Source organism: Massilia agri (assembly GCF_024753255.1).
GTDB lineage: Bacteria > Pseudomonadota > Gammaproteobacteria > Burkholderiales > Burkholderiaceae_D > Telluria > Telluria agri.
Genome location: NZ_JANUHA010000012.1, coordinates 133055 through 154660, shown reverse-complemented (window position 1 = coordinate 154660; position 21606 = coordinate 133055). Strand labels below are relative to the sequence as shown.

The 21606-nt window shown below is 67.3% G+C and carries 22 protein-coding genes; 16 read left to right on the top strand and 6 right to left on the bottom strand.

Annotation, left to right across the window (positions count from 1 at the left end; translation table 11 throughout):
* The first annotated feature begins 143 nt into the window (after positions 1 to 143).
* The 6 genes from NX780_RS17200 (at position 144) to NX780_RS17175 (ending at position 8704) form a co-directional block, all read left to right on the top strand.
* Complete coding sequence (locus tag NX780_RS17200) at positions 144 to 1388, top strand: DUF819 family protein (protein WP_258829106.1); 1245 nt, start codon at positions 144 to 146, stop codon at positions 1386 to 1388.
* A gap of 296 nt (positions 1389 to 1684) precedes the next feature.
* Positions 1685 to 2290 (top strand): TetR/AcrR family transcriptional regulator, encoded by a 606-nt coding sequence (locus tag NX780_RS17195; protein WP_258829105.1) that lies wholly within the window; start codon positions 1685 to 1687, stop codon positions 2288 to 2290.
* A 49-nt stretch (positions 2291 to 2339) separates the two neighbouring features.
* The gene (locus tag NX780_RS17190) at positions 2340 to 4130 is read left to right on the top strand and encodes an acyl-CoA dehydrogenase C-terminal domain-containing protein (RefSeq protein ID WP_258829104.1); all 1791 of its coding nucleotides are present in this window, start codon (positions 2340 to 2342) and stop codon (positions 4128 to 4130) included.
* Between the two features lie 62 nt (positions 4131 to 4192).
* Entirely contained in the window at positions 4193 to 6589 is a 2397-nt protein-coding gene (locus tag NX780_RS17185; protein ID WP_258829103.1) for a 3-hydroxyacyl-CoA dehydrogenase/enoyl-CoA hydratase family protein, read from the top strand.
* A gap of 27 nt (positions 6590 to 6616) precedes the next feature.
* A complete protein-coding gene (locus NX780_RS17180; protein ID WP_258829102.1) occupies positions 6617 to 7813 on the top strand; it encodes an acetyl-CoA C-acyltransferase in 1197 nt (398 codons plus the stop codon).
* A 111-nt stretch (positions 7814 to 7924) separates the two neighbouring features.
* The gene (locus NX780_RS17175; protein WP_258829101.1) at positions 7925 to 8704 is read left to right on the top strand and encodes an enoyl-CoA hydratase; all 780 of its coding nucleotides are present in this window, start codon (positions 7925 to 7927) and stop codon (positions 8702 to 8704) included.
* A 7-nt stretch (positions 8705 to 8711) separates the two neighbouring features.
* On the opposite strand, the gene NX780_RS17170 is transcribed toward NX780_RS17175, so the two are convergent.
* The 3 genes from NX780_RS17170 to NX780_RS17160 all read right to left on the bottom strand — a co-directional run bounded on the left by NX780_RS17170 (position 8712) and on the right by NX780_RS17160 (position 11447).
* On the bottom strand, positions 8712 to 9761 hold the full coding sequence (locus NX780_RS17170) for a porin (protein ID WP_258829100.1): 1050 nt from the start codon (positions 9759 to 9761) through the stop codon (positions 8712 to 8714).
* Positions 9762 to 9793: 32 nt separating this feature from the next.
* Complete coding sequence (locus NX780_RS17165) at positions 9794 to 10495, bottom strand: MarC family protein (protein WP_258829099.1); 702 nt, start codon at positions 10493 to 10495, stop codon at positions 9794 to 9796.
* 211 nt (positions 10496 to 10706) lie between these two features.
* Positions 10707 to 11447: an SDR family oxidoreductase gene (locus NX780_RS17160; protein WP_258829098.1), complete on the bottom strand. Its 741-nt coding sequence runs from the start codon at positions 11445 to 11447 to the stop codon at positions 10707 to 10709.
* A 109-nt stretch (positions 11448 to 11556) separates the two neighbouring features.
* Between NX780_RS17160 and NX780_RS17155 the strand changes: the two genes are divergently transcribed.
* The 8 genes from NX780_RS17155 to NX780_RS17120 all read left to right on the top strand — a co-directional run bounded on the left by NX780_RS17155 (position 11557) and on the right by NX780_RS17120 (position 17698).
* Positions 11557 to 12465: an AraC family transcriptional regulator gene (locus NX780_RS17155; RefSeq protein ID WP_258829097.1), complete on the top strand. Its 909-nt coding sequence runs from the start codon at positions 11557 to 11559 to the stop codon at positions 12463 to 12465.
* Between the two features lie 228 nt (positions 12466 to 12693).
* On the top strand, positions 12694 to 13506 hold the full coding sequence (locus NX780_RS17150) for an alpha/beta hydrolase family protein (protein ID WP_258829096.1): 813 nt from the start codon (positions 12694 to 12696) through the stop codon (positions 13504 to 13506).
* 46 nt (positions 13507 to 13552) lie between these two features.
* Positions 13553 to 14059, top strand: coding sequence for a GNAT family N-acetyltransferase (locus NX780_RS17145; protein ID WP_258829095.1), 507 nt, complete (start codon positions 13553 to 13555; stop codon positions 14057 to 14059).
* A 33-nt stretch (positions 14060 to 14092) separates the two neighbouring features.
* Complete coding sequence (locus tag NX780_RS17140) at positions 14093 to 15301, top strand: MFS transporter (RefSeq protein ID WP_258829094.1); 1209 nt, start codon at positions 14093 to 14095, stop codon at positions 15299 to 15301.
* A gap of 3 nt (positions 15302 to 15304) precedes the next feature.
* Positions 15305 to 16144 carry an AraC family transcriptional regulator gene (locus NX780_RS17135; RefSeq protein WP_258829093.1) on the top strand — a complete coding sequence of 280 codons (840 nt, stop codon included), beginning with the start codon at positions 15305 to 15307 and terminating at the stop codon, positions 16142 to 16144.
* A gap of 75 nt (positions 16145 to 16219) precedes the next feature.
* The gene (locus tag NX780_RS17130) at positions 16220 to 16702 is read left to right on the top strand and encodes a NuoB/complex I 20 kDa subunit family protein (RefSeq protein ID WP_258829092.1); all 483 of its coding nucleotides are present in this window, start codon (positions 16220 to 16222) and stop codon (positions 16700 to 16702) included.
* A 76-nt stretch (positions 16703 to 16778) separates the two neighbouring features.
* Positions 16779 to 17195 carry an OsmC family protein gene (locus NX780_RS17125; protein WP_258829091.1) on the top strand — a complete coding sequence of 139 codons (417 nt, stop codon included), beginning with the start codon at positions 16779 to 16781 and terminating at the stop codon, positions 17193 to 17195.
* The gene (locus NX780_RS17120) at positions 17195 to 17698 is read left to right on the top strand and encodes an arsinothricin resistance N-acetyltransferase ArsN1 family B (RefSeq protein ID WP_370663622.1); all 504 of its coding nucleotides are present in this window, start codon (positions 17195 to 17197) and stop codon (positions 17696 to 17698) included. Before NX780_RS17125 ends, NX780_RS17120 begins: the two co-directional genes overlap by 1 nt.
* Before the next feature lie 13 nt (positions 17699 to 17711).
* Here NX780_RS17120 and NX780_RS17115 read toward each other — a convergent pair whose 3' ends face one another.
* The 3 genes from NX780_RS17115 to NX780_RS17105 are packed head-to-tail and all read right to left on the bottom strand — an operon-like array spanning position 17712 to position 20622.
* The gene (locus NX780_RS17115; RefSeq protein WP_258829089.1) at positions 17712 to 18023 is read right to left on the bottom strand and encodes an ArsR/SmtB family transcription factor; all 312 of its coding nucleotides are present in this window, start codon (positions 18021 to 18023) and stop codon (positions 17712 to 17714) included.
* 54 nt (positions 18024 to 18077) lie between these two features.
* Positions 18078 to 19280 carry an MFS transporter gene (locus tag NX780_RS17110; RefSeq protein WP_258829088.1) on the bottom strand — a complete coding sequence of 401 codons (1203 nt, stop codon included), beginning with the start codon at positions 19278 to 19280 and terminating at the stop codon, positions 18078 to 18080.
* Positions 19281 to 19308: 28 nt separating this feature from the next.
* Positions 19309 to 20622, bottom strand: a complete 1314-nt coding sequence (locus NX780_RS17105; RefSeq protein WP_258829087.1) for an NAD(P)-binding protein — start codon at positions 20620 to 20622, stop codon at positions 19309 to 19311.
* Between the two features lie 145 nt (positions 20623 to 20767).
* Here NX780_RS17105 and NX780_RS17100 point away from each other — a divergent pair, with 145 nt between their 5' ends.
* Both NX780_RS17100 and NX780_RS17095 read left to right on the top strand, forming a co-directional pair.
* Complete coding sequence (locus NX780_RS17100) at positions 20768 to 21097, top strand: ArsR/SmtB family transcription factor (protein WP_258829117.1); 330 nt, start codon at positions 20768 to 20770, stop codon at positions 21095 to 21097.
* A gap of 22 nt (positions 21098 to 21119) precedes the next feature.
* Positions 21120 to 21602: an arsenate reductase ArsC gene (locus tag NX780_RS17095; RefSeq protein WP_258829086.1), complete on the top strand. Its 483-nt coding sequence runs from the start codon at positions 21120 to 21122 to the stop codon at positions 21600 to 21602.
* The last annotated feature ends 4 nt before the right edge of the window (positions 21603 to 21606 follow it).

The following is a 21606-nucleotide window of genomic DNA, read 5'->3' as shown; positions in this document are numbered from 1 at the left end:
TGTCAGACCTGACACCCAGGTTTTGTGACACCCAGGTTTTGACCTGACACCGGTAGAATGCGGATTTCCTGGCCGTAAGGCTCCCGCCAGGCATTCCGCATATGCGACGTGAATGCCTGGATCACTTTTCCAGGCGCCCATTCATGCAAGAAGCTGTTCCACTCGTCACCAATGATGCCGTCGTGCTCGGCATCCTCGCCGCCATCCTCGGCCTGGTCTTCTGGACCGCTTCCCGCCCGACGGGTTTCTGGAAGTCCTTTTATACCTACGTACCGGCGCTGCTGCTGTGCTACCTGCTGCCGGCCATCCTGAACACGCTGGGCGTCATCGATGGCAGCCTGTCGAAGCTGTATCCAGTGGCCCGCGACTACCTGCTGCCCAGCGCCCTGGTCCTGCTGTGCGTCGCGATCGATTTCGGCGCCATCGTCCGGCTCGGACCGAAGGCGGTCGTGATGTTCCTGACCGGCACCGTGGGCATCATGCTGGGCGCGCTGGTTTCTTTCGAGGTGATGCGTCTCATCCATCCCGAAACTGTGGCGGGAGAAACCTGGCGTGGCATGACCACCATCACCGGCGCCTGGATCGGCGGCGGCGCCAACCAGGCCGCCATGAAAGAGGTGTTCGAGGTCGATGCCAATGTGTTCGGACAGTTTGTCGCCGTCGACGTGCTGGTGGCCAATGTGTGGACGGCCGTGCTGCTGTTCCTGGCGGGGCGCGCCCAAGTTTTCGACCGTTGGACGGGCGCCGACCTGAGCGCGATCAATGACCTGAAGACGCGCATCGAAACCTACCAGTCGGCCCATGCGCGCATGCCGACCTTGACCGATGTGATGGTGATCCTGGCGGTCGGCATCGGCGTGACTGGCCTGTCCCACGCCCTGACTGGTCCGGTGGTGGAATGGATCAAAAGTCTTCCTTCGGAGTGGCGCCTGCAGGATTACAGCCTGACATCCTCCTTCTTCTGGATGGTCGTGTTTGCCACCACTTTCGGCCTGCTGCTCAGCTTTACGCGGGCGCGCAGCCTGGAAGGCGCGGGAGCCTCGACCATTGGCTCGGCCATGCTCTACGTGCTGGTCGCGACGATCGGCATGCAAATGGACCTGAACGCGCTGCTCGACCGTCCCTGGCTGTTCCTGCTGGGCCTGATCTGGATCGCCGTGCATGGCGGCCTGCTGCTCCTGATGGCCAAGCTGATCCGGGCGCCCTTGTTCTTCATGGCGGTCGGCTCGCAAGCCAATGTCGGCGGCGCGGCCTCGGCCCCGGTGGTGGCCAGCGCCTTTCATCCGGCGTTGGCGCCGGTCGGCGTGCTGCTGGCGGTGCTCGGCTATGCGCTCGGTACCTATGGCGCTTATGTCACCGGCCTGGCGCTGCGCGCATTGGCGAGCTGAAACGGCGGAGCAAGCCAGGAGGGTGGCAGGAAAATTTCTTGCAACTTCTTGGCTTGCTTGCCATCCGCGTACGCCACGCCGCCCCAAAATGGGGTATTTTTACATCTGCGACAACGTTGTCCGGGCTGCATCCGGCCGGGAACGTCCAGCAGGCGGTTTTCTCCTCCTGCCGTTGTTTTGCATCAATAGAATCTCGCCTCTAAGTTCCCGTTTGACATTTCAACTCTGGTAGATAATAGTACGAGCGTTCGGATTTTTTCGATTCAGGGGCAGTCATTACTACGTCAGCCAAATTCATGCGCAAGGGCGAACTCACGCGGGCAGCGATCCTGGACGTGGCGCTCGAGCTGTCCAGCCGCGATGGCCTCGAGGGCCTGACCATCGGCTTGCTGGCCGACCGGATGAACATGTCCAAGTCGGGCGTGTTCGCGCACTTCGGTTCGCGCGAAGACCTGCAGCTGGAAGTGGTCAAGCTCTACCACCACCGCTTCGAGCAGGAAGTGTTCTTCCCGAGCGTGCGCGAGCCGCGCGGCCTGCCGCGCCTGCAGTCGATGTTCGACCGCTGGCTGGGGCGGGTGTCGGTCGAGATCGCGTCGGGCTGCATCTACATCAGCGGCGCCGTCGAGTACGACGACCGTCCGGGTCCGATCCGCGAGGAGCTGGTCAAGATGGTGCAGGCCTGGCAGGGCGCCCTGCAGCGCAGCGCGCGCCAGGCGATCGAGGTCGGCCACCTGCGTGCCGACACCGACGCCGACCAGCTGGTGTACGAGATGTACGGGCTGATCCTGGCCCTGCACCATGACGCGCGTTTCCTGCGCATGCCCGGTTCGGTCGACCGGGCGCGCCGCGGCTTCGAGCGGCTGATCGAAAACTATCGTAATCCATCCACGCCGGCGCAATAAAGCACCGCCAGTCACACAACACACTTTTACCTTCGTTCAGGAGAAAACCATGGGTCAGTACGTCGCGCCAATCCGGGATATGCAGTTCGTTCTGCACGAATTCCTCAACGTCAGCGAAGAGTTCAAGAACCTGCCTGCCTACCAGGAAATCGACGCCGACATCATCAACCAGGTGCTGGAAGAAGGTGCGAAGTTCACGCAGGAAGTGCTGTTCCCGCTGAACCACTCGGGCGACCGCGAAGGCTGCACGTTTGATGCGTCCACCAAGACCGTGACCACCCCGAAGGGTTTCAAGGAAGCGTATAAACAGTATGTCGAAGGCGGCTGGGCTGCCCTGGCATGCGATCCGGAATACGGCGGCCAGGGCCTGCCGGTTTCGCTGAACAACTCGTTCTACGAGATGCTGAACTCCTCGAACCAGGCATGGACCATGTACCCGGGCCTGTCGCACGGCGCCTACGAGTGCCTGAAGGAGCACGGCACCGACGAGCAGAAGAAGCTGTACCTGCCGAAGCTGGTCTCGGGCGAGTGGACCGGCACCATGTGCCTGACCGAAGCGCACTGCGGCACCGACCTGGGCCTGCTGCGCTCGAAGGCCGAACCGCAGGCCGACGGCACCTATGCAATCAGCGGCTCGAAGATCTTCATCTCGGCCGGCGAACACGACATGGCCGAGAACATCGTCCACCTGGTGCTGGCGCGCCTGCCGGACGCACCGGAAGGCTCGAAGGGCATCTCGCTGTTCTTGGTCCCGAAATTCAAGGTCAACGCCGACGGCTCGCTGGGCGAGCGTAACGGCATCGCCTGCGGCGCCATCGAAGAGAAGATGGGCATCCACGGCAACGCCACCTGCCAGATGAACCTGGACGGCGCGATCGGCACCCTGATCGGCCAGCCGCACAAGGGCCTGCAGGCGATGTTCGTGTTCATGAACGCCGCCCGCCTGGGCGTCGGCATGCAGTCGCTGGGCCTGACCGAAGTCGCCTACCAGAACGCGCTGGTGTATGCGAAGGACCGCATCCAGATGCGCAGCCTGTCGGGCCCGAAGGACCCTAGCAAGCCGGCCGACCCGATCATCGTGCACCCGGATGTGCGCCGCATGCTCTTGACGGCCAAGGCCTTCGCCGAAGGCGCACGCGCGCTGACCTCCTACATCGCGCTGCAGATCGACCGTGAACTGAACCACCCGGACGAGGAAGTGCGCAAGGAAGCCGCCGGCGAAGTCGCGCTCTTGACCCCGATCGTCAAGGCCTTCATCACCGACAACGGCTGGATCGCGACCTCGGAAGCGATGCAGGTCTACGGCGGCCACGGCTACATCAGCGAGTGGGGCATGGAGCAGTACGTGCGCGATGCCCGCATCAACATGATCTACGAAGGCACCAACACCGTGCAGTCGCTGGACCTGCTGGGCCGTAAGATCCTGATGGACAACGGCGCCAAGCTGCGCGCCTTCGGCGAGAAGATCAAGTCCTTCGTGGAAGAGAACGGCCTGGACGAGTCGATGTCCGAATTCGTGACCCCGCTGGGCGAACTGGGCGAGAAGGTCACCAAGCTGACCATGGAAATCGGCATGAAGGCCTTCCAGAACCCGGACGAAGTCGGCGCCGCCGCCGTGCCTTACCTGCGCGTCGTGGGCCACCTGGTGTTCAGCTACTTCTTCGCCCAGATGGCGAAGATCGCGCTGGCCAAGAAGGATTCGGGCGACAAGTTCTACGAAGCCAAGCTGCACACCGCGCGCTTCTACTTCGCCCGCCTGTACCCGGAAACCGCGATGCTGATCCGCCAGGCACGTTCGGGTTCGGCGAACCTGCTGGCCATGGACGCAGACCTGTTCTAACACTCCCATCACGTCGCCCTCGCAGGGAATGCGGGGGCGACGACTCATCCAAGGAAACAAGAATGTCCAATTTCATCGTCAAGAAAGTCGCCGTGCTGGGCGCCGGCGTGATGGGCGCGCAGATCGCTGCGCACTGCGTGAACGCCAAGGTGCCGGTCGTGCTGTTCGACCTGCCTGCCAAGGAAGGCCCGAAGAACGGCATCGTCCTGCGCGCCATCGAGAACCTGAAGAAGCTGTCGCCGGCCCCGCTGGGCAACAAGGAAGACGCGGCCCTGATCGAAGTGGCCAACTACGAGGACAACCTCGACGTGCTGGCCGGCTGCGACCTGATCATCGAAGCCATCGCCGAGCGCATGGACTGGAAACACGACCTGTACAAGAAGGTCGCGCCGCACATCGCCCCGAACGCGATCTTCGCGTCCAACACGTCGGGCCTGTCGATCAACAAGCTGGCCGAAGGCTTCGACGAAGAACTGAAGGCGCGCTTCTGCGGCGTCCACTTCTTCAACCCGCCGCGCTACATGCACCTGGTCGAACTGATCCCGACCACCAGCACCCGTCCTGAAATCCTCGACCAGCTGGAAACCTTCCTGACCTCGACCCTGGGCAAGGGCGTGGTGCGCGCGAAGGACACCCCGAACTTCATCGCCAACCGCGTCGGCATCTTCGGCATGCTGGCCACCATCCACGAAGCCGAGAAATTCGGCCTGTCGGTGGACGTGGTCGACGACCTGACCGGCGCCAAGCTGGGCCGCGCCAAGTCGGGCACCTTCCGCACCGCCGACGTCGTGGGCCTGGACACCATGGGCCACGTCATCAAGACCATGCAGGACAACCTGGCGGACGACCCGTTCTTCAGCGTCTACAAGACCCCTGAGGTGCTGGCCAAGCTGATCGAGAAGGGCGCCCTGGGCCAGAAGGCCGGCGCCGGCTTCTACAAGAAGGTCGGCAAGGAGATCCAGCGTCTCGACTTCGCCACCGGCGAATACGTCGCCGGCGGCGCCAAGGCGGCCGACATCGTCGCCCGCATCCTGAAGGAAAAGGACCCGGTCAAGAAGTTCAAGGCCATGCGCGAATCGACCAACCCGCAGGCGCAGTTCCTGTGGGCGATCTTCCGCGATGCCTTCCACTACATCGCCTTCCACCTCGACAGCATCGCCGACAACGCGCGCGACGTCGACTTCGCGATGCGCTGGGGCTTCGGCTGGAGCGTTGGCCCGTTCGAGACCTGGCAGGCCGCAGGCTGGACCCAGATCGCCCAGTGGGTGAAGGAAGACATCGACGCCGGCAAGGCGCTGACCAATGCACCGCTGCCCGCCTGGGTCTTCGAAGGCCAGGTGGCCGAGAAGGGCGTGCACACCCTTGAGGGTTCGTACTCGGCTTCGAAGAACGCCTACGTGCCGGTGTCCGACCTGCCGGTCTACCAGCGCCAGCAGTTCCGCGCCCCGGTCCTGGGTTCGACCTCGCTCGATCCGAAGACTGCCGGCACCACCGTGTTCGAGGACGACTCGGTGCGCCTGTGGCACTCGGGCGACGACGTGCTCGTCATCTCGCTCAAGACCAAGATGCACGTCATCGGCGAAGGCGTGGTGAAGGGCCTGCAGCGCGGCATGGCTGAAGCGGAGAAGGGCTACAAGGGCCTGGTGATCTGGAACACCGACGCGGCCGAAGGCGGCGCCTTCTCGGCCGGCGCCGACCTGCAGTCGGCCATGCCGGCCTTCATGATGGGCGGCGCCAAGGCGATGGACCCGATGGTCCGCGACCTGCAAAACGTCTTCATGCAGATGAAGTACTCGAACATCCCGGTGGTCGCCGCTGTCGCGGGCCTGGCGCTGGGCGGCGGCTGCGAGATGGCCCTGCACGCGTCGAAGCGCGTGGCCTCGATCGAGTCCTACATCGGCCTGGTCGAAGTCGGCGTCGGCCTGGTGCCGGCCGGCGGCGGCCTGAAGGAAGCGGCAGTACGTGCCTTCCTTGACGCCAAGGGCAACGACATCCTGCAATTCCTGAAGACCGGCTTCACCAACGCGGCCACCGCGCAGGTGTCGAAGTCGGCCCTGGAAGCGAAGGCCATGGGCTACCTGAAGGAAGACGACATCATCGTCTTCAACCCGTACGAACTGCTGCACGTGGCCAAGACCACCGCGCGCGCCATGTTCGACGCCGGCTACCGCGCCCCGGCGCGCCGCCCGATCACCGTCACCGGCCGCTACGGCTGGGCGACGATCCGCGGCCAGCTGGTCAATATGCGCGACGGCGGCTTCATCTCGGCCTACGACTACAAGCTGGGCGACATGATCGCCGAGATCGTGACCGGCGGTGACGTCGACCAGGGCAGCGTGGTGTCCGAACAGTGGCTGCTCGACATGGAGCGCAAGGCCTTCATCGAGCTGCTGGGCAACCCGAAGACCCAGGAACGCATCATGGGCATGATGCAGACCGGTAAGCCGGTGCGTAACTAAAGCGACGACCAAACAGGACGACCAATCATGAGCAAACAACTTCAAGACGCATACATCGTCGCAGCGACCCGCACCCCGATCGGCAAGGCGCCGCGCGGCTTCTTCAACAAGACCCGTCCGGACGACCTCTTGGTGCACGCCATCCGCGGCGCCATGGCCGCCGTGCCGAACCTGGACCCGGCCCTGATCGTCGACGCCATCGTCGGCTGCTCCTTCCCGGAAGCGGAGCAGGGCTTCAACGTGGCGCGTAACGCCGTGGTGCTGGCAGGCCTGCCGAACACCGTGGGCGGCGTCACCGTCAACCGCTACTGCGCCTCGGGCATCACCGCCCTGGCGATGGCGGCCGACCGCATCCGCGTGGGCGAAGCCGACGTGATGATCGCCGGCGGCGTCGAATCGATGTCGATGGTCCCGATGATGGGCCACCACCCGTCGATCAATATGGAGACCTTCAAGGACGAGAACGTGGGCCTGGCCTACGGCATGGGCCTGACCGCCGAGAAGGTGGCCGAGCAGTGGAAGGTGTCGCGCGAAGACCAGGACGCCTTCGGCCTGGAATCGCACCGCCGCGCCATCGCCGCCCAGCAGGCAGGCCTGTTCAAGGACGAGATCACCCCGGTCGAAATCGTCACCCGCACGCCGAACCTGGCCACCGGTGAAATCACCGTGAAGCGCCGCACCGTCGACCTCGACGAAGGCCCGCGCGCCGACGCCTCGATCGAATCGATGGCCAAGCTGAAACCCGTCTTCGCCGCCAAGGGCAGCGTGACCGCGGCGACCTCCTCGCAGATGTCGGACGGCGCCGGCGCGCTGATCGTCGTCAGCGAGAAGATCCTGAAGGAGCACAACCTGACCCCGCTGGCCAAGTTCTCCTCCTTCGCCGTACGCGGCGTGCCGCCGGAAATCATGGGCATCGGCCCGAAGGTCGCCATCCCTGCCGCACTGGCAGCGGCCGGCATCACCCAGGACCAGCTGGACTGGATCGAGCTGAACGAAGCCTTCGCCGCGCAGGCGCTGGCCGTGATCCGCGACCTGGGCCTCGACACCAGCAAGGTCAACCCGATGGGCGGCGCGATCGCCCTGGGCCACCCGCTGGGCGCGACCGGCGCCATCCGCGCCGCGACCGTCGTGCACGCACTGCGCCGCAACAACCTGAAGTACGGCATGGTGACGATGTGCGTCGGCGCCGGCATGGGTGCCGCCGGTATCATCGAGCGCGTCTAAGCATCAGAAAGTAGTCACCGCGTGGGCGGGAGGACAGGCTTGCCCTTGTAGGGTGGGCGGTCCCCCGCCCACGCGTCCAACCAGCTTCAGAAAAATCGGAGACCCTGAAACATGGACATGCTGATCAACAAGGCCAACGGCCTCCTGACCATCGAATTCAACCGCCTCGAGCGCAAGAACGCCATCACCGCCGCGATGTACCAGTCGATGGCCGACGCACTGCGCGATGCGGAAAGCGACACGGCAGTGCGCGCCATCCTCATCGCCGGCAAACCCGAGATCTTCACCGCCGGGAACGACCTCGACGACTTCATGAAGAACTCGGCCCCGGTGCCGGGCGTTCCCGCCGAAGCCCGCCCGGTATTCCAGTTCATGCGCGCCCTGCACGGTTCGACCAAGCCCGTGATCGCGGCCGTGGCCGGCGCCGCCATCGGCATCGGCACCACCATGCTGATGCACTGCGACCTGGTCTATGCCGCCGACAACGCCAAGTTCTCGGTGCCCTTCACGCAGCTGGGCCTGTGCCCGGAATTCGCGTCCTCGCTGCTGCTGCCGCAGCTGGCCGGCTATCCGCGCGCGGCCGAGAAGCTGCTGCTGGGCGAAGCCTTCGGCGCCCAGGAAGCCTTCGAGATGGGCCTGCTCACGAAAGTCCTGCCGGCCGCCGAGCTGCGCGCCTACGCCGAACAGCAGGCCGCCAAGCTGGTCGCGCTGCCGGCCGCCTCGATCCGCACCACGAAAGCCTTGATGAAGCGTCCGCGCATCGAGGCCATCGAAGGCGCGATCGCCGCCGAGAACGAGCGCTTCGCGGCCATGCTGCTGGCGCCGGAAGCGAAGGAAGCGTTCACCGCCTTCTTCGAGAAGCGCAAGCCGGACTTCTCGAAGTTCGACTGAGACCGCGTCAGAAATCGTAGCGAAGTCCCACGGCAAGGGCCTGGCCGCCGCTGATGCCGGCATCGAAGTCGTCCAGGCCTCCCCGGCGCGGGGTAAGCACGGCGGTGCTCGCCTCCCGGTAGTACTCGGCGAACACCTTCACGTCGCTTGACAGCTGGTGGTCGATGCCGAGGTGGACGATGTTGTCGCCATAGTGCTCCACTTTTGCAAGCATCAGCTTGAAGGTGCTTGCGCCCGTGGCATAGCTGGCGAAGAGGTTGATGGCCTGGTTGCCGTCGCTGGAAAAGCTGCCGCCCTGGCGGTTCCCCGTGTGGAAGCGCTCGTACTTCATGGCCAGATAGAGGCCGCCGGCCCGATGGCTGGCGGACAGCCCGAGCAGCCGGTTGCGGCCGTAACCGGCGTCGCCCCGGTCGTCCAGGCCGATGGCCAGGCGGGTATCGCCGAGGCTGTAGGTGGCGGCCAGCTGCCGGCGCGGCGCATCGATGCGCGACGTCGAGCGCGCGTTGCCGCTGCTGCCGGTGTAGGCAGCGGCCAGGGACAGGCCCCCGACTTCCGGCGTCGCATAGGACAGGGTCTGCGCCACGCGAAAGACGGTATAGGTCGCAAAGCCGCTGTAATAGCTGCTGAACATGTCCACCGGCGCCGCGACGGCATTGTAGTAGGGCATCCACTGCTGGCCGTAGCTGACGGCGCCGAAGCGGCCGCGCAGTCCGAGCTGCGCGAGCCTGATCCGCTCCCCGTGGGGGCGGGCCGCATCGCCCTGGTCGTAGGGGTCGCGCATCCGGACATTCGCGGAATCGAATGGCAGTTCCAGTTGCCCCGTCAGCGCCAGGTCTTTGCCCAGCGGATGGTCGACCCTCAGGCCCACCCGCGAGTAGGCGTCGCGGAAGGACGCATACGCGTCCAGGCGATCGTCGCGGTCCGGACGGACCGCCTCGGCCTGGGTGCGCAGCGAGCCGTAGAACTCGACGCCGGAAATGGGTTGGGCGGCAAGGTCGCCACAGGCGATGCAGCCCGAGAGTCCGAGCGCGAAGATAGTGAAGGGGAATCTGGGCATGGTTCTTTTCCTTATGCGGGAACAGGGCGCCCCTAGACCGCGGTCAGCCCGGTGGAAGCGGCCATCACGTCCAGCAGCAACTCGCTGACGCCATCCCATACGATCTGCACGCCGAGGCACAGCAGGATGAATGCGGTCAGGCGCAGGAAGACGGCCGTTCCGGCATCGCCGATCAGGCGCAGGAAGTGTTCCCCGTAGCGAAAGGCCAGATAGAGCAGCAGGCCGATGAGCGCCAGCGCCAGCAGGGCGCCGCCCATGCGCGCCAGCGAGATCACGAGACGGAGATCGTGCAGCGTGACGCCCACGGTGATGGCGACCGAGATCGAGGCGGGGCCGCAGCTGATCGGAAAGGTCAGCGGGTAGAAGGCCTGGCGGTAGGCGTGGTCCGGTGTATACGCTTCTGCCAGGGCGGCCCGGCTGTCGGGCGTGGAGGGCGTCGCACCGAGCAGGCGCCATGCCACGGAGGCGAGGAGCAGGCCGCCGCCGATGCGGACGATGGGCAGCGAAATGCCGAAGAAGTCGAGCACGTAGGAGCCGACCAGCATCGAGCCCGCCATCAGCCAGAACATATTGCGCGCAATGCGGCGCGCCAGCAGCGTGCGGGTGGCGGGCGATGCTCCCTCGGTCATGCTGAGGAAGATCGGTGCGGTCGCTGCCGGGTTGAGAATGGGCAGCATGGTGGCAAGCACGAACAGGAAGCTCTTCGCCACCGCCACGATCAACTCAATCGTCATGACAATCCGTGTGTGTTATGACGACAAAAATGAGGCCTGAAAGAATCTCTTGCTGCATGTGAATGACTGGGAAGACGCCATCGGTGGCCGTCGCGCGAGCATGCACGAAGCCCTGGTGACGGAGTATACGACCTGGGCGAAAAGCGTGACGTCCCGCTGCGCGGCCTGGCCGCGCTGATTGGCGCTTGACGCGCCGCCAGTCCTCGAATGCTCAAGCCGCCGCCATCGCCTCCGCATCGGCGCCGGCCGGCAGGTAGAGCGGCGCGCCGGGGTCAAGCGCGGCGCGCCACACCGCTCCGGCGACATCGAGCGCATGGGTCACCGGCCCATCGTTTCTCCGGCCGGCGAACACGTTATCCAGGAAAGCGGCATAGGCTTCCGGCGCCGCGTCCTGCATGCGCCCCTGCGCACTGTGGCCGAACGGCGTTTCCGGCGAGCGGCCCGGCAGCACCAGGTGCGCGCGCACGCCGATGGCTTGCAGCTCGAGCGCCAGCGATGCGGTCCAGGCATTCATCGCCGCCTTGCTCGCCGTGTAGGCAGCCAGCAGCGGCAGCGCCTTGTAGGTCGTGGCGGACGAAACGTTGACGATCACGCCGGCGCCGCGCTGCCTGAACTGTGGCAGCACGGCCTGCGTGACGGCCATGACGCCCAGCAGGTTGGTGTCGAACACCTCGCGCAGGGTCGTCATCGGCGTGGACTCGAACACGCCCATCAGGCCGATGCCGGCATTGTTGACCAGCACGTCGACCGGGCCGCTTTCCTCGACCGCGCGCCGGACGCTCTCCGGATCGAGGACGTCGAGCGCGACGATGCGCAGCTTCGGCGAGGCCGGCAGCACATCGGGGCGCGGCGTGCGCATGGTGGCGACCACGTCCCAGCCGCGTTCCAGGAACAGGCGGGCGGTGGCGAGACCGAATCCGGACGAGCAGCCGGTGATGAGGACGGTGGGCATGAGAGGCTCCTTAGGGTGGTGGTGAGTGGTGGGGATGGACACACTATAGGGCCGCAGTGCCGGACGGGATATAATCGAACGTACACATTTCATTCGCGAGCGTCCGAATATGGTCGACCCCTTCGCCGAACTTGTCCTTCTGCTCCAGCCAGGCGCGCCGTTTTCCAAACTCGTCAGCGGGGCCGGGCCCTGGCGCGTGCGCCGCGAAGAATATGGCCGGCCCTTCTATTGCGTGGTCCTCGAAGGCTGCTGCCGCCTGGCAGTGGATGGACATGAGGCGATCGTCCTCGCGCAGGACGATTTCATCCTGATTCCCTCGGCGCGCAACTTCACCGTGTCCAGCCTTGTTCCGGATGCGAAGGACGCGCCATCCGGCGCCGCACCGCCGCCGCCCCCCATGCGCGATGGCGAGATCCGGCACGGCGTGCAGGACGGGCCGGCCGATGTCCGGATGCTGGTGGGCTACTGCAGTTTCGGATCGTCCGACGCGGCGCTGCTGGTCTCGCTCCTGCCGGAACTGGTCCACGTACGCGGCGACCCGCGCCTGGGCGCCATCGTGCGGCTGGTCGGCGACGAGTGCCGCGCGTCCCGGCCGGCGCGCGACATCCTGCTGACCAGGCTGCTGGAGGTGCTTCTCATCGAAGCGCTGCGCTCCGGCGCCAGCGCGGCGACGTCGCCCGGCCTGCTTCGCGGGCTGGCCGACGAGCGGCTGGCGCCGGCCCTGCGGCGCCTGCACGCGGAGCCGGCCAGGGCCTGGACCATGGCGACGCTGGCGCGGGAGGCGGCGCTGTCGCGTTCCGCCTTCTTCGAGCGCTTCAGCCGCGCGCTCGGGATGGCGCCGATGGCCTATCTGTGCAACTGGCGCATGGCCCTGGCGCGCGGCCTGCTGCGCAAGGGGGCGGGCGGCGTGGCCGAGGTGGCGCAGCAGGTCGGCTACGGCTCGGCCAGCGCCTTCAGCGTCGCGTTCACCCGCCATGTGGGCGTGCCGCCGGCGCGCTATGCGCTGCAATCCGCTTGAGCGCAGCCGCTGCCGGTCCGCGGCCTTGAGGCCGATGCCGCGACATCGGGAGGATGTCGACGGCGTCCGTGATGCTAGACTAGCCGTTTCGCTCTACTTTCACGCCCTATGCGACGACTGCAACGGCCTTGCTTGTGGCGCCTGGTTTGCCTGCTCCTGATCGTGCTGGGTGCCGGCCTGGTCTTGTTCAGGAGCGCCGCGACGCAGGCACGGCCGCAAACACCCTCCATGCCTCTGCCGTATGCCGTCGAGCAGGTCGAATTCGACAATGCCGGCAGCGGGATCCGCCTGTCCGGCACCCTGAGCCTGCCGCCCGGCCCCGGACCGCATCCCGCCATCATCCTGGTGCCCGGCTCGGGCGAAGTGGACCGCGACGGCAGCCTGTTCGGCCATCGGTTCTACCTGGTGCTGGCCGACCACCTGACGCGCCAGGGTTTCGCGGTGCTGCGCAGCGACAAGCGGGGACTGGGCCAGTCCGGCGGCGACTTCGCCAGCGCCACCACCTACGACTTCGCGTCCGACACCGACGCGGCACTGGCCTTCCTCCGCAGCCGTCCGGGCATCGATGGCCGGCGCATCGGCCTGGTCGGGCACAGCGAAGGCGCGCTGGCAGGCAGCATCGTCGCCGCGCGCGACCCGGCGCTATCTTTCCTGGTGCTCATGGCCGGCAACGGCATCCCGATGGGCGAGGTGCTGAAGGCCCGCGGCGTAGCCGAAGCGCAGGGCGACCCGGGCCCGTGGATGCGCACCCTGCTGTCGATCGACCCGCAAGCGGTGCTGCGCCAGGTGCGCTGTCCGGTGCTGGCCCTGGTGGGCGACAAGGACCGGATCATATCGGCCGACACCAACATACCGGCGTTGACGGCAGCGCTGGCGGCTAATCCGCATGCCGAGGTCCGGCGCTTGCCGGGCCTGAACCACTTCTTCCAGACCGCAGGCAGCGGCGAGCTTTCCGAAGTGGAGGGCATCGACGAGACGATGTCGCCGCGTGCGCTGGCGCTGATCGGCGGGTGGGCGCGCAGGCAAACATCCGGGCGGTGAGGCGGCTGACGGCCATGATGAGGCCTGTATTTGAAAAGGATGAAATATGACAGCGAACGATCCTGAATCCGTCGAAGCCACGTCTCGTGAAGGCATCCACGTCCTGGCCGTCGAAGCCCATGCCGACTACCGCGACGCCAACGTGATCGTCCAGGGCCTGATCGACTTCAACGCCGCCCACACAGGCGGCGCAACGCCCCGCGAGCTGGTGGTCACGGTGCGCGACGAGGCGGGACGGGTCGCGGGCGGCCTGGTGGGCGACACCTATGTCGGCTGGCTGCAGGTGCACGCGCTGTGGGTCGGCGAGGCCTTGCGCGGCCGGGGCATCGGCCGCGACATCCTGCACGCCGCGGAGGAGGAGGCGCTGCGCCGGGGCTGCGGCCAGGCTTTCCTGGAGACCCTGAGCTTCCAGGCGCTGGCCTTCTACGAGAAGCTGGGCTATACCGTGAGTTCCAGGCTGGAGGGATTCCCGCCAGGCGGCGCGCGCTATGCCCTCGTCAAGACGCTGGCTTCCCCTGCGGACCGAGCGCCTGCAAGCGCCGGCGCCGCATAGTACACTGGGACGGCTTTCCACCCAGGCCGTCTTATGTCCTCTTTGCCCTCCAGTCCCGCCGCCGCCGCTTCCCAGCCGGCCACGGTGATGCAGATCCTCTTCTCCGTCGCTTTTGTGCACCTGCTCAACGACTGCGTGCAGGCCGTCCTGCCCGCGATCTACCCGCTGCTGAAAGACGAGTTCGCGCTCAGCTTCACCCAGATCGGCCTGATCACGCTGACCTTCCAGTGCACCGCTTCGCTGCTGCAGCCCTGGATCGGCCTGTACACCGACAAACGCCCGATTCCTTTCCTGCTGCCGGCCGGGATGTGCATCACCCTGCTGGGGGTCGCGCTGCTGTCGACCGCGGGCAGCTTCGCCATGCTGCTGCTGGCGGCCGGCATGATCGGCGTCGGTTCCTCGACCTTCCATCCGGAAGCTTCGCGCGTGGCGCGCCTGGCCTCGGGAGGGCGCTTCGGCTTCGCGCAGTCGCTGTTCCAGGTGGGCGGCAACCTCGGTTCGGCCTTCGGGCCGCTGCTGGCCGCCGCCATCATCGTCGGCAGCGGGCAGGGGAGGATCGCCTGGCTGATGGTGCTGGTGCTGCTGGCGGTGGCGGTGTTGATTGGCGTGAGCCGCTGGTATGCCGGCCACCTGAAAAAGGCCACCGGCAAGATCGCCGTGCACGCCGGGCCGGGCCTGTCGCGCGGACGCGTGTTGTGGGCGCTCACCGTGCTGGCCCTGCTGGTGTTCTCGAAGTACATCTACATGGCCAGCCTGTCGAGCTACTACACCTTCTACCTGATCGAAAAATTCGACGTGTCGGTGGAGGCGGCCCAGGGCTACCTCTTCCTCTTCCTGGCGGCGGTGGCGGCGGGGACGTTCGCCGGTGGGCCGATCGGCGACCGCATCGGGCGCAAGCGCGTGATCTGGTTCTCGATCCTCGGCGCGGCGCCGTTCACGCTGGCGCTGCCCTATGTGGACCTGTTCTGGACCGCCGTGCTGTCGGTGGTCATCGGCCTGGTGATGTCCTCCGCCTTTTCCGCCATCGTCGTGTTCGCGCAGGAGCTGGTGCCCGGTAAGGTCGGCATGATCGCGGGCCTGTTCTTCGGCCTGATGTTCGGCATCAGCGGCATCGGCGCCGCCCTGATGGGGGCGATCGCCGACAGCACCGGCATCGAATACGTGTACCGGATCGCTTCCTTCCTGCCGCTGCTGGGCATCCTGGCGGTGCTGCTGCCGCGCATGGAAACCGCGCGGCGCTAGCGCATGCCGGAGCAGCCCAGCCCCCGCCAGTTCGCGCTGCCGCGGCGCGCGCTGGCTTCCTATGTCAAGAACCTCATCGGCGGCGGGTTCGAGGTCGCGACGCCCCACCTTCCCGCCAGCCCCGATGCGCAGCTGGTGCTCTACCTGGCGGGTGGCGCCAGCCTGCTCGGCGCACCGGACGGCCGCCTGCCGCAGGCCTTCCTGTCGGGGCCGACGATGGCGCCACGCCACTTCGGGGTGGAGCCGGGCAGCAGCTTCATGTCCGCCGTCTTCCGCCCCTCCGGCGTGCTGCATTGCTTCGGGATTCCCGCTGACTGCCTCGGCGGCGCTTCCGTGCCGCTCGACGCCCTGGTCGGCAGCTCCGAGGCGGCGCGCCTGCAGGAGGAACTGCAGGCGGCGAAGGTTTTCCGCGAGCGCGTCCGCATCCTCGAGGAATTCCTCTTGCGCCGCGCGGACGCCGGCGCGCGGCAAGCGGCGCCGCTGCCGCAGCTGTCCTTCGAGCGCCTGTTCATGCCGGTCGGCGAGCTGGCCGATGGCCTCGGTCTCGGCGTGCGCCAGTTCGAGCGCCGCTTCCTGGCGCACCACGGCGTCGCGCTGCGCGACTTCCGCCGGCTGGCCCGGTTCGCCCGCGCCCTGTCGCTCCTGATGCAGGGGCCGGACAGGCCCGGCCTGGCGGCGGCCGCGCTGGAGGCGGGCTACGTCGACCAGGCCCATTTCAGCCGCGACTTCCGGCAGTTCGTCGGCGACACGCCCTCGCACTTCCTGGCCAGCCGCGAGGACGCGGCCTCCGGCTACCGCTTCTGGGCCTTCGGGCGCGACGAGCTCGATTCCTTCCTCCGCTAGCGCCGATGTCGTGTCGGTACAAGACAGGGCGGGCGCGAGCCCGTATCGTCGCTCTGTTTTCAGAAGGAGCCCACGATGGATGAATCCGTGCTGGAAGGCCAGCATTACCTGCTCACGAGTGTCGACCAGCTGCTGTCGCATGCGCGCGGCAACAGTATCTGGTACCTGTCCTTCGGCCTGGCCTGCTGCGCCGTGGAGATGATGCACGCGGCCTCCGCGCGCTACGACATGGACCGCTTCGGGATGGTCCCGCGCGCCAGTCCGCGCCAGGCCGACCTGATGATCATCGCGGGAACGCTGACCAACAAGATGGCCACCGCGCTGCGCAAGGTCTACGACCAGATGCCCGAGCCGCGCTACGTCATCTCGATGGGCTCCTGCGCCAACGGCGGCGGCTACTACCACTACTCCTATTCCGTGGTGCGCGGCTGCGACCGCATCGTGCCGGTCGACGTCTATATCCCGGGCTGTCCGCCGACTGCGGAAGCGCTGGTCTACGGGATCCTGCAGCTGCAGCGCAAGATCAAGGTGGAGCGGCTGGACACGATCGTGCGCTGAGTCGAGCGGAACCGAACACCTGCCGCGCCAGTTCCGGTACCATCTCCCTTGCCCCTGCAGGGCAATGGAGAACGCAATGCGTATCAGTGCTTCGATCGACAATTCTTCCGCCGCGCACCTGGTCGCCGTGGAGTCCGATGGATCGCGCCAGCTGCTGGATATTCCCCCGAAAACGGAGATGCCGGGATCAGGCGTGAACGGCGGCGAGTTCCTGATGCTGGCGCTGGCGACCTGCTATTGCAATGACCTGTACCGCGAAGCGCGCCGGCTCGGCATTGCACTCGATGGCGTGCAGGTCGAAGCCAGCGCGGACTTCCCCGGCGTGGGACTGTGCGCGACCAATGTCCGTTATCGCGCCTCGGTCCGTTCCGGCGCCACGCCGGCGCAGATCGCCAGGCTGCTGGCCGAAACGGATGCGGTGGCAGAGGTGCACAACACCCTCAGGGCCGGTTGCATGGTCACGCTCGACCCGCCCGCCGCCGTCTCCCCATGATGCCCGCCGTCTCGATCCGCCCCGCCACGCCCGATGACGCAGCCGCCATCTGCGCCATCTACAATCCCTACGTCGCCACCACCACCATCAGCTTCGAAGAGGAACCCGTTGACTGCGGCGACATGGCCCGGCGCATCGCGGACGTCCAGGCGCTCGGCCTGCCCTGGCTGGTGGCCGAGCGCGAAGGATGCCTGCTCGGCTATGCCTATGCCACCAGGTGGCGTGCCCGCCCGGCTTACCGCACCTCGGTCGAAAGCTCGGTCTACCTGGCCCGCGAGGCGGCCGGGCGCGGCGCCGGCACCGCCCTGTACCGCGCGCTGCTCGAGGCCCTGCGGCGGCAGGGGGTGCACATGGTGATCGGCGGGATCGCCCAGCCCAACGCGGCCAGCGTGGCGCTGCACGAGAAGCTGGGCTTTCGCAAGGTGGCCCACTTCAGCGAAGTGGGGCGCAAGTTCGGGCGCTGGGTCGACGTGGCTTACTGGGAATTGCGGCTGCAGGACTGATGCGCGGTCGGCTTCACAAGGCGCCGACCATCGCCTTGAGCTGGGCAAGCCGGTCCGGCCGGACGCAGTAGCAGACGCGCTGCACGTCCGACGAGCCCTCGATGAGGCCGGCATCCTTGAGGATCGAAACGTGTTTCGATATGGTCGAGGCCGCGAGCGGCAGCACGTCGGCGAGGCTGCCGAAATAGCAGTCGCCGTGGCGGATCAGGTGCCGCAGCAGTTGCAGCCTGGCGGGGTGTCCGATCGCCTTGCACAGGGCGGCAAGGTCGTCGATGTCGATGTCGGCTGGAGGCGTCGCCGACGGTCCGCAGCAGGAACTGGTCATGGATGCTTTCGTTCTGGTGGTGAGCGACGAGGATAGAAAGCGGCCGCCACGCCGTCAAGTGCCTGCCATTCCGGCCACGCCGCGCGCGGGCGCCGGCTTGATCGCCGAGAGGTAGAGCAGCAGCGAGGCCAGGGCGCAGGCGAACAGCACGAGCGGCAGCACCACCGTCCCGGAAGAACCCGACAGGATCGCCGCTGCGACCAGCGGCCCCGCGGCCTTCGACAACAGCGAAGGCGCCGCCATGGCGCCCGTGATCGCGCCGTAGTGCCGGGCCCCGAACAGCAGGCGCGGCAGGGTGCCGCGGATGATCGTCAGTACGCCGTTGCTCATCCCGTACAGCATGCAGAACAGGGCAACCGCCCAGGCCCGTGTGCCGAACAGCGCCAGTGCGAGCAGCCCGAAGGGCAGGGTCGAGAAGACGAACCGCCCGACCGCCTGCGGCGCCTGGCCACGCGCCAGCGTGCGCTCGCCGATGCGGCCCGCCACCTGCATCGGGCCGACCAGGGCGGCGAGCAGCACGGCGGTGGCGGCGCTGTGGCCCAGCGATTGCAGCAGCGGAATCAGGTGCACCGCCAGGGCCGAGAAGATGAAGATGTTCGCCGAGAAGGCCAGCGCCAGCTTCCAGAAGGCAGGGTGGCGGATCGCCTCGGCCAGCGTGTGGCTGTCGCGCGGCGCGTCCGCGCAGGCCGGGGCGCGCGGGGCGTCGCGCCCCAGCCAGAGGTGCAGGGGCAGGCAGGCGGCCAGTTGCAGCGCCGCGTAGGCCAGGTAGGTATCGCGCCAGCCCAGGCGCGATGCGATCGCGAGCGTCAGCGGCCAGAAGATGGTGCTGGCGAAACCGGCGAACAGCGTGAGCGTCGAGATCGCGCGCGGCGCGCCGGCGTCGACCTTGCGGTTGATGGTCGCGAAGGCGGCTTCGTACAGGGTGAGCGACATCGCCAGGCCGATGATGCTCCAGGCGATGAAATACGAGGCGCCGCCGCCGGCGCGCGACAGCAGCGCGAGACCAAGGGCGCTGGCGAGCGAGCCGGCCGCCATGACGTAGCGCCCGCCGTGCCGGTCAACCAGCGCGCCGACCGGCGTGGCGGCCACTCCCGCCACCAGCAGGCTCCACGAGAACGCGGCGAAGGCCGTTTCGGCGCTGATGCCGAGCTCTCCCCGTATCGATGGCGCCAGGACGGCAAAGGCGTAATAGAGCGTTCCCCACGATGCGATTTGCGTGAAGGCGAGGATGCCGATGGTCTTGCGTGCTGGCGACAAGGTGTGCTCCCGATGATGGCGCGACCGCTCAGCAACAGGTCGCGTCCGCAGCCTTCACTGTACAGCAGGGCCGCGCCGCCTGCTGGAGCGCCCCGCGCGTGTTGCAGACGCCGGTTTCGGGCAGGACCAGCCGGACTTCGTCGGCGGCGGCGAGATCGCCGGCCAGCGCCGCGACCACCGAACGCGCCTGCTCGTAGCCGGTGGCCAGCAGGAAGTTGGGCGCGCGGCCGTAGCTCTTTGCGCCGACCGCGTAGTAGCCCGGCTCGGGGTGCGCGAGCTCGCGGTGTCCGTGCGGGCGCACGGTGCCGCAGCTGTGCTCGTTCGGATCGATGAGGGGTGCGAGCGCATCGGTGCTCTCCAACCAGTGGTCGTGGCGCAGGCGCAGCTCGCGCCCCACCGACAGGTCCGGCCGGGCGCCGGTGGCGCAGACGATTTCGTCGATGCCGTCGATATGGCGCCCGGCCGTATCGCGCACCGTGATGCGTCCACCGGTTTCTTCCAGCGCATGGATGGGGAAGGACTGGCGCATTTCGAGGCGTCCGCTATCGCGCAGCGCCTGCAGGCGCCGGCCCAGCGCGCCGCGCGCCGGCAGGCCGTCGGCCTCGCCGCCGCCGAATACCCGCGCCAGGCGGTCGCTGCGCGTGACCCATGCCAGCCGGGTGGCGGGATGTTCCTCGGCGAGCTGCGCCAGCGCCAGCAGGGTGCCGGCGGCGGAGTGGCCGGCGCCGACGACCAGCACGCGCTTGTCCGCATAGCGCGGACGCTGGCTGCCCAGCACGTCCGGCATGCCGTAGGCGATGCGCGCCGCCAGGGCCGTCTCGCCGATCGCCGGGATGCCATTCGCGCCGAGGGGATTTGGCTGCGACCACGTGCCGGTGGCGTCGATCACGGCGGAGGCGAGAAAATCGCGCGGGCCGTCCAGTGTCTCGGCCCGGATGAGGAAGGGTGTCTCGGCGCGCGCGCGTGTCGTCACCTTGTCGCTGCCGGCGCGCGTGACGGCCGTGACGCGATGGCGCAGGCGCAGCGTGTCCGCCAGGGCCGGCAGGGCCGCCAGCGGGACGAGGTATTGATCGAGCAGTTCGCCGGCGCTCGGCAGCGCATCCGGCGCCGGCATGCGCCAGCCGGCCTCCTCGAGCAGGCGGCGCGCAGCCTTGTCGACGTTGTAGCGCCACGGGGAGAACAGCTGCACGTGGCGGAAGCTGTCCAGGCTGGCGCCGACCAGGGCGCCGGCTTCCAGCACGAGAGGCGTCATGCCGCGTTCTCGCAAGTGGGCGGCGGCGGCAAGTCCGACGGGACCGGCGCCGAGGACAGCGACGGGGAGGGTAGCGACGTTCTGGGGCATGGCGGTTCTCCTGATGGTTATTCGTCATTCGACGAAATAAGAATAATCGGCTTGTCATCAAGCTGTCAAATTATTTCGATAATATTCGAAGCGTCCGATCCCGATCCCTTATAATTCGATGAATATGGAAATGAAAGACGTCCCCATGGATACCAAGGCCGCCATCGCGGCGCTCGCCGCCCTGGCCCAGGAGTCGCGGCTGGCGACTTTCCGCCTGCTGGTGCAGGCCGGTCCCGCAGGCATGGCTGCCAGCCGGATCGCCGAAGCGCTCGGCATCCCGGCGTCCTCGCTGTCCTTCCACCTGAAGGAATTGAGCCACGCGGGGCTGATCGCGCCGCGCCAGGAAGGGCGCTTCCTGATCTACGCGGCGCAGTTCGGCGCCATGAACGGCCTGCTTGCCTTCCTCACCGAGAATTGCTGCGGCGGCAATCCTTGCGTTCCGGCATGCGAACCAACGTGCAACGCCACGCCCTGACCCATCGACATCCGAAGGCCCCATGAACGTATTGTTCCTCTGCACCGGAAACTCCTGCCGCTCCCTCATCGGCGAAGCCGTCTTCAACCACCTTGCGCCGCCGGGATGGCGCGCCCTCAGCGCCGGCAGCCAGCCCATGGGCCGCCTGAACGCGCGCGCCCTGCAGCTGCTGGCTGACAAAAGCATCCCGACCGGGGGCTACTACAGCAAGTCCTGGGACGACCTGCCGCTCACGCCCGACATCGTCGTCACCGTCTGCGCGAGCGCGGCCGGCGAGACCTGCCCGGCCTACCTCGGGCCGGTGCTGCGGACCCACTGGGGCGTGGACGACCCCAGCCACGTCGAGGGGACGAAGGAAGTCGTCGACGCCGCCTTCGAACGCGCCTATGCCATCCTGCGCGGGCGCATCGAGGCTTTCCTTGCGCTGCCGCTCGAGGAGCTGGCCCGCGACCGCAGCCGCTTCAAGCAGGCGCTGGACCGCATCGGCGGCCTGCTGCCGGCGTGAAGGG

Coding starts and splice junctions, on each gene's coding strand:
- NX780_RS17120 (WP_370663622.1), top strand. CDS start 17,195: ATGCCCGCCGTCTCGATCCGCCCCGCCACGCCCGATGACGCAGCCGCC.
- NX780_RS17095 (WP_258829086.1), top strand. CDS start 21,120: ATGAACGTATTGTTCCTCTGCACCGGAAACTCCTGCCGCTCCCTCATC.
- NX780_RS17115 (WP_258829089.1), bottom strand. CDS start 18,023: ATGACCAGTTCCTGCTGCGGACCGTCGGCGACGCCTCCAGCCGACATC.
- NX780_RS17200 (WP_258829106.1), top strand. CDS start 144: ATGCAAGAAGCTGTTCCACTCGTCACCAATGATGCCGTCGTGCTCGGC.
- NX780_RS17180 (WP_258829102.1), top strand. CDS start 6,617: ATGAGCAAACAACTTCAAGACGCATACATCGTCGCAGCGACCCGCACC.
- NX780_RS17140 (WP_258829094.1), top strand. CDS start 14,093: ATGTCCTCTTTGCCCTCCAGTCCCGCCGCCGCCGCTTCCCAGCCGGCC.
- NX780_RS17135 (WP_258829093.1), top strand. CDS start 15,305: ATGCCGGAGCAGCCCAGCCCCCGCCAGTTCGCGCTGCCGCGGCGCGCG.
- NX780_RS17175 (WP_258829101.1), top strand. CDS start 7,925: ATGGACATGCTGATCAACAAGGCCAACGGCCTCCTGACCATCGAATTC.
- NX780_RS17195 (WP_258829105.1), top strand. CDS start 1,685: ATGCGCAAGGGCGAACTCACGCGGGCAGCGATCCTGGACGTGGCGCTC.
- NX780_RS17105 (WP_258829087.1), bottom strand. CDS start 20,622: ATGCCCCAGAACGTCGCTACCCTCCCCGTCGCTGTCCTCGGCGCCGGT.
- NX780_RS17150 (WP_258829096.1), top strand. CDS start 12,694: ATGCCTCTGCCGTATGCCGTCGAGCAGGTCGAATTCGACAATGCCGGC.
- NX780_RS17165 (WP_258829099.1), bottom strand. CDS start 10,495: ATGACGATTGAGTTGATCGTGGCGGTGGCGAAGAGCTTCCTGTTCGTG.
- NX780_RS17100 (WP_258829117.1), top strand. CDS start 20,768: ATGGATACCAAGGCCGCCATCGCGGCGCTCGCCGCCCTGGCCCAGGAG.
- NX780_RS17190 (WP_258829104.1), top strand. CDS start 2,340: ATGGGTCAGTACGTCGCGCCAATCCGGGATATGCAGTTCGTTCTGCAC.
- NX780_RS17130 (WP_258829092.1), top strand. CDS start 16,220: ATGGATGAATCCGTGCTGGAAGGCCAGCATTACCTGCTCACGAGTGTC.
- NX780_RS17155 (WP_258829097.1), top strand. CDS start 11,557: ATGGTCGACCCCTTCGCCGAACTTGTCCTTCTGCTCCAGCCAGGCGCG.
- NX780_RS17160 (WP_258829098.1), bottom strand. CDS start 11,447: ATGCCCACCGTCCTCATCACCGGCTGCTCGTCCGGATTCGGTCTCGCC.
- NX780_RS17185 (WP_258829103.1), top strand. CDS start 4,193: ATGTCCAATTTCATCGTCAAGAAAGTCGCCGTGCTGGGCGCCGGCGTG.
- NX780_RS17145 (WP_258829095.1), top strand. CDS start 13,553: ATGACAGCGAACGATCCTGAATCCGTCGAAGCCACGTCTCGTGAAGGC.
- NX780_RS17170 (WP_258829100.1), bottom strand. CDS start 9,761: ATGCCCAGATTCCCCTTCACTATCTTCGCGCTCGGACTCTCGGGCTGC.
- NX780_RS17125 (WP_258829091.1), top strand. CDS start 16,779: ATGCGTATCAGTGCTTCGATCGACAATTCTTCCGCCGCGCACCTGGTC.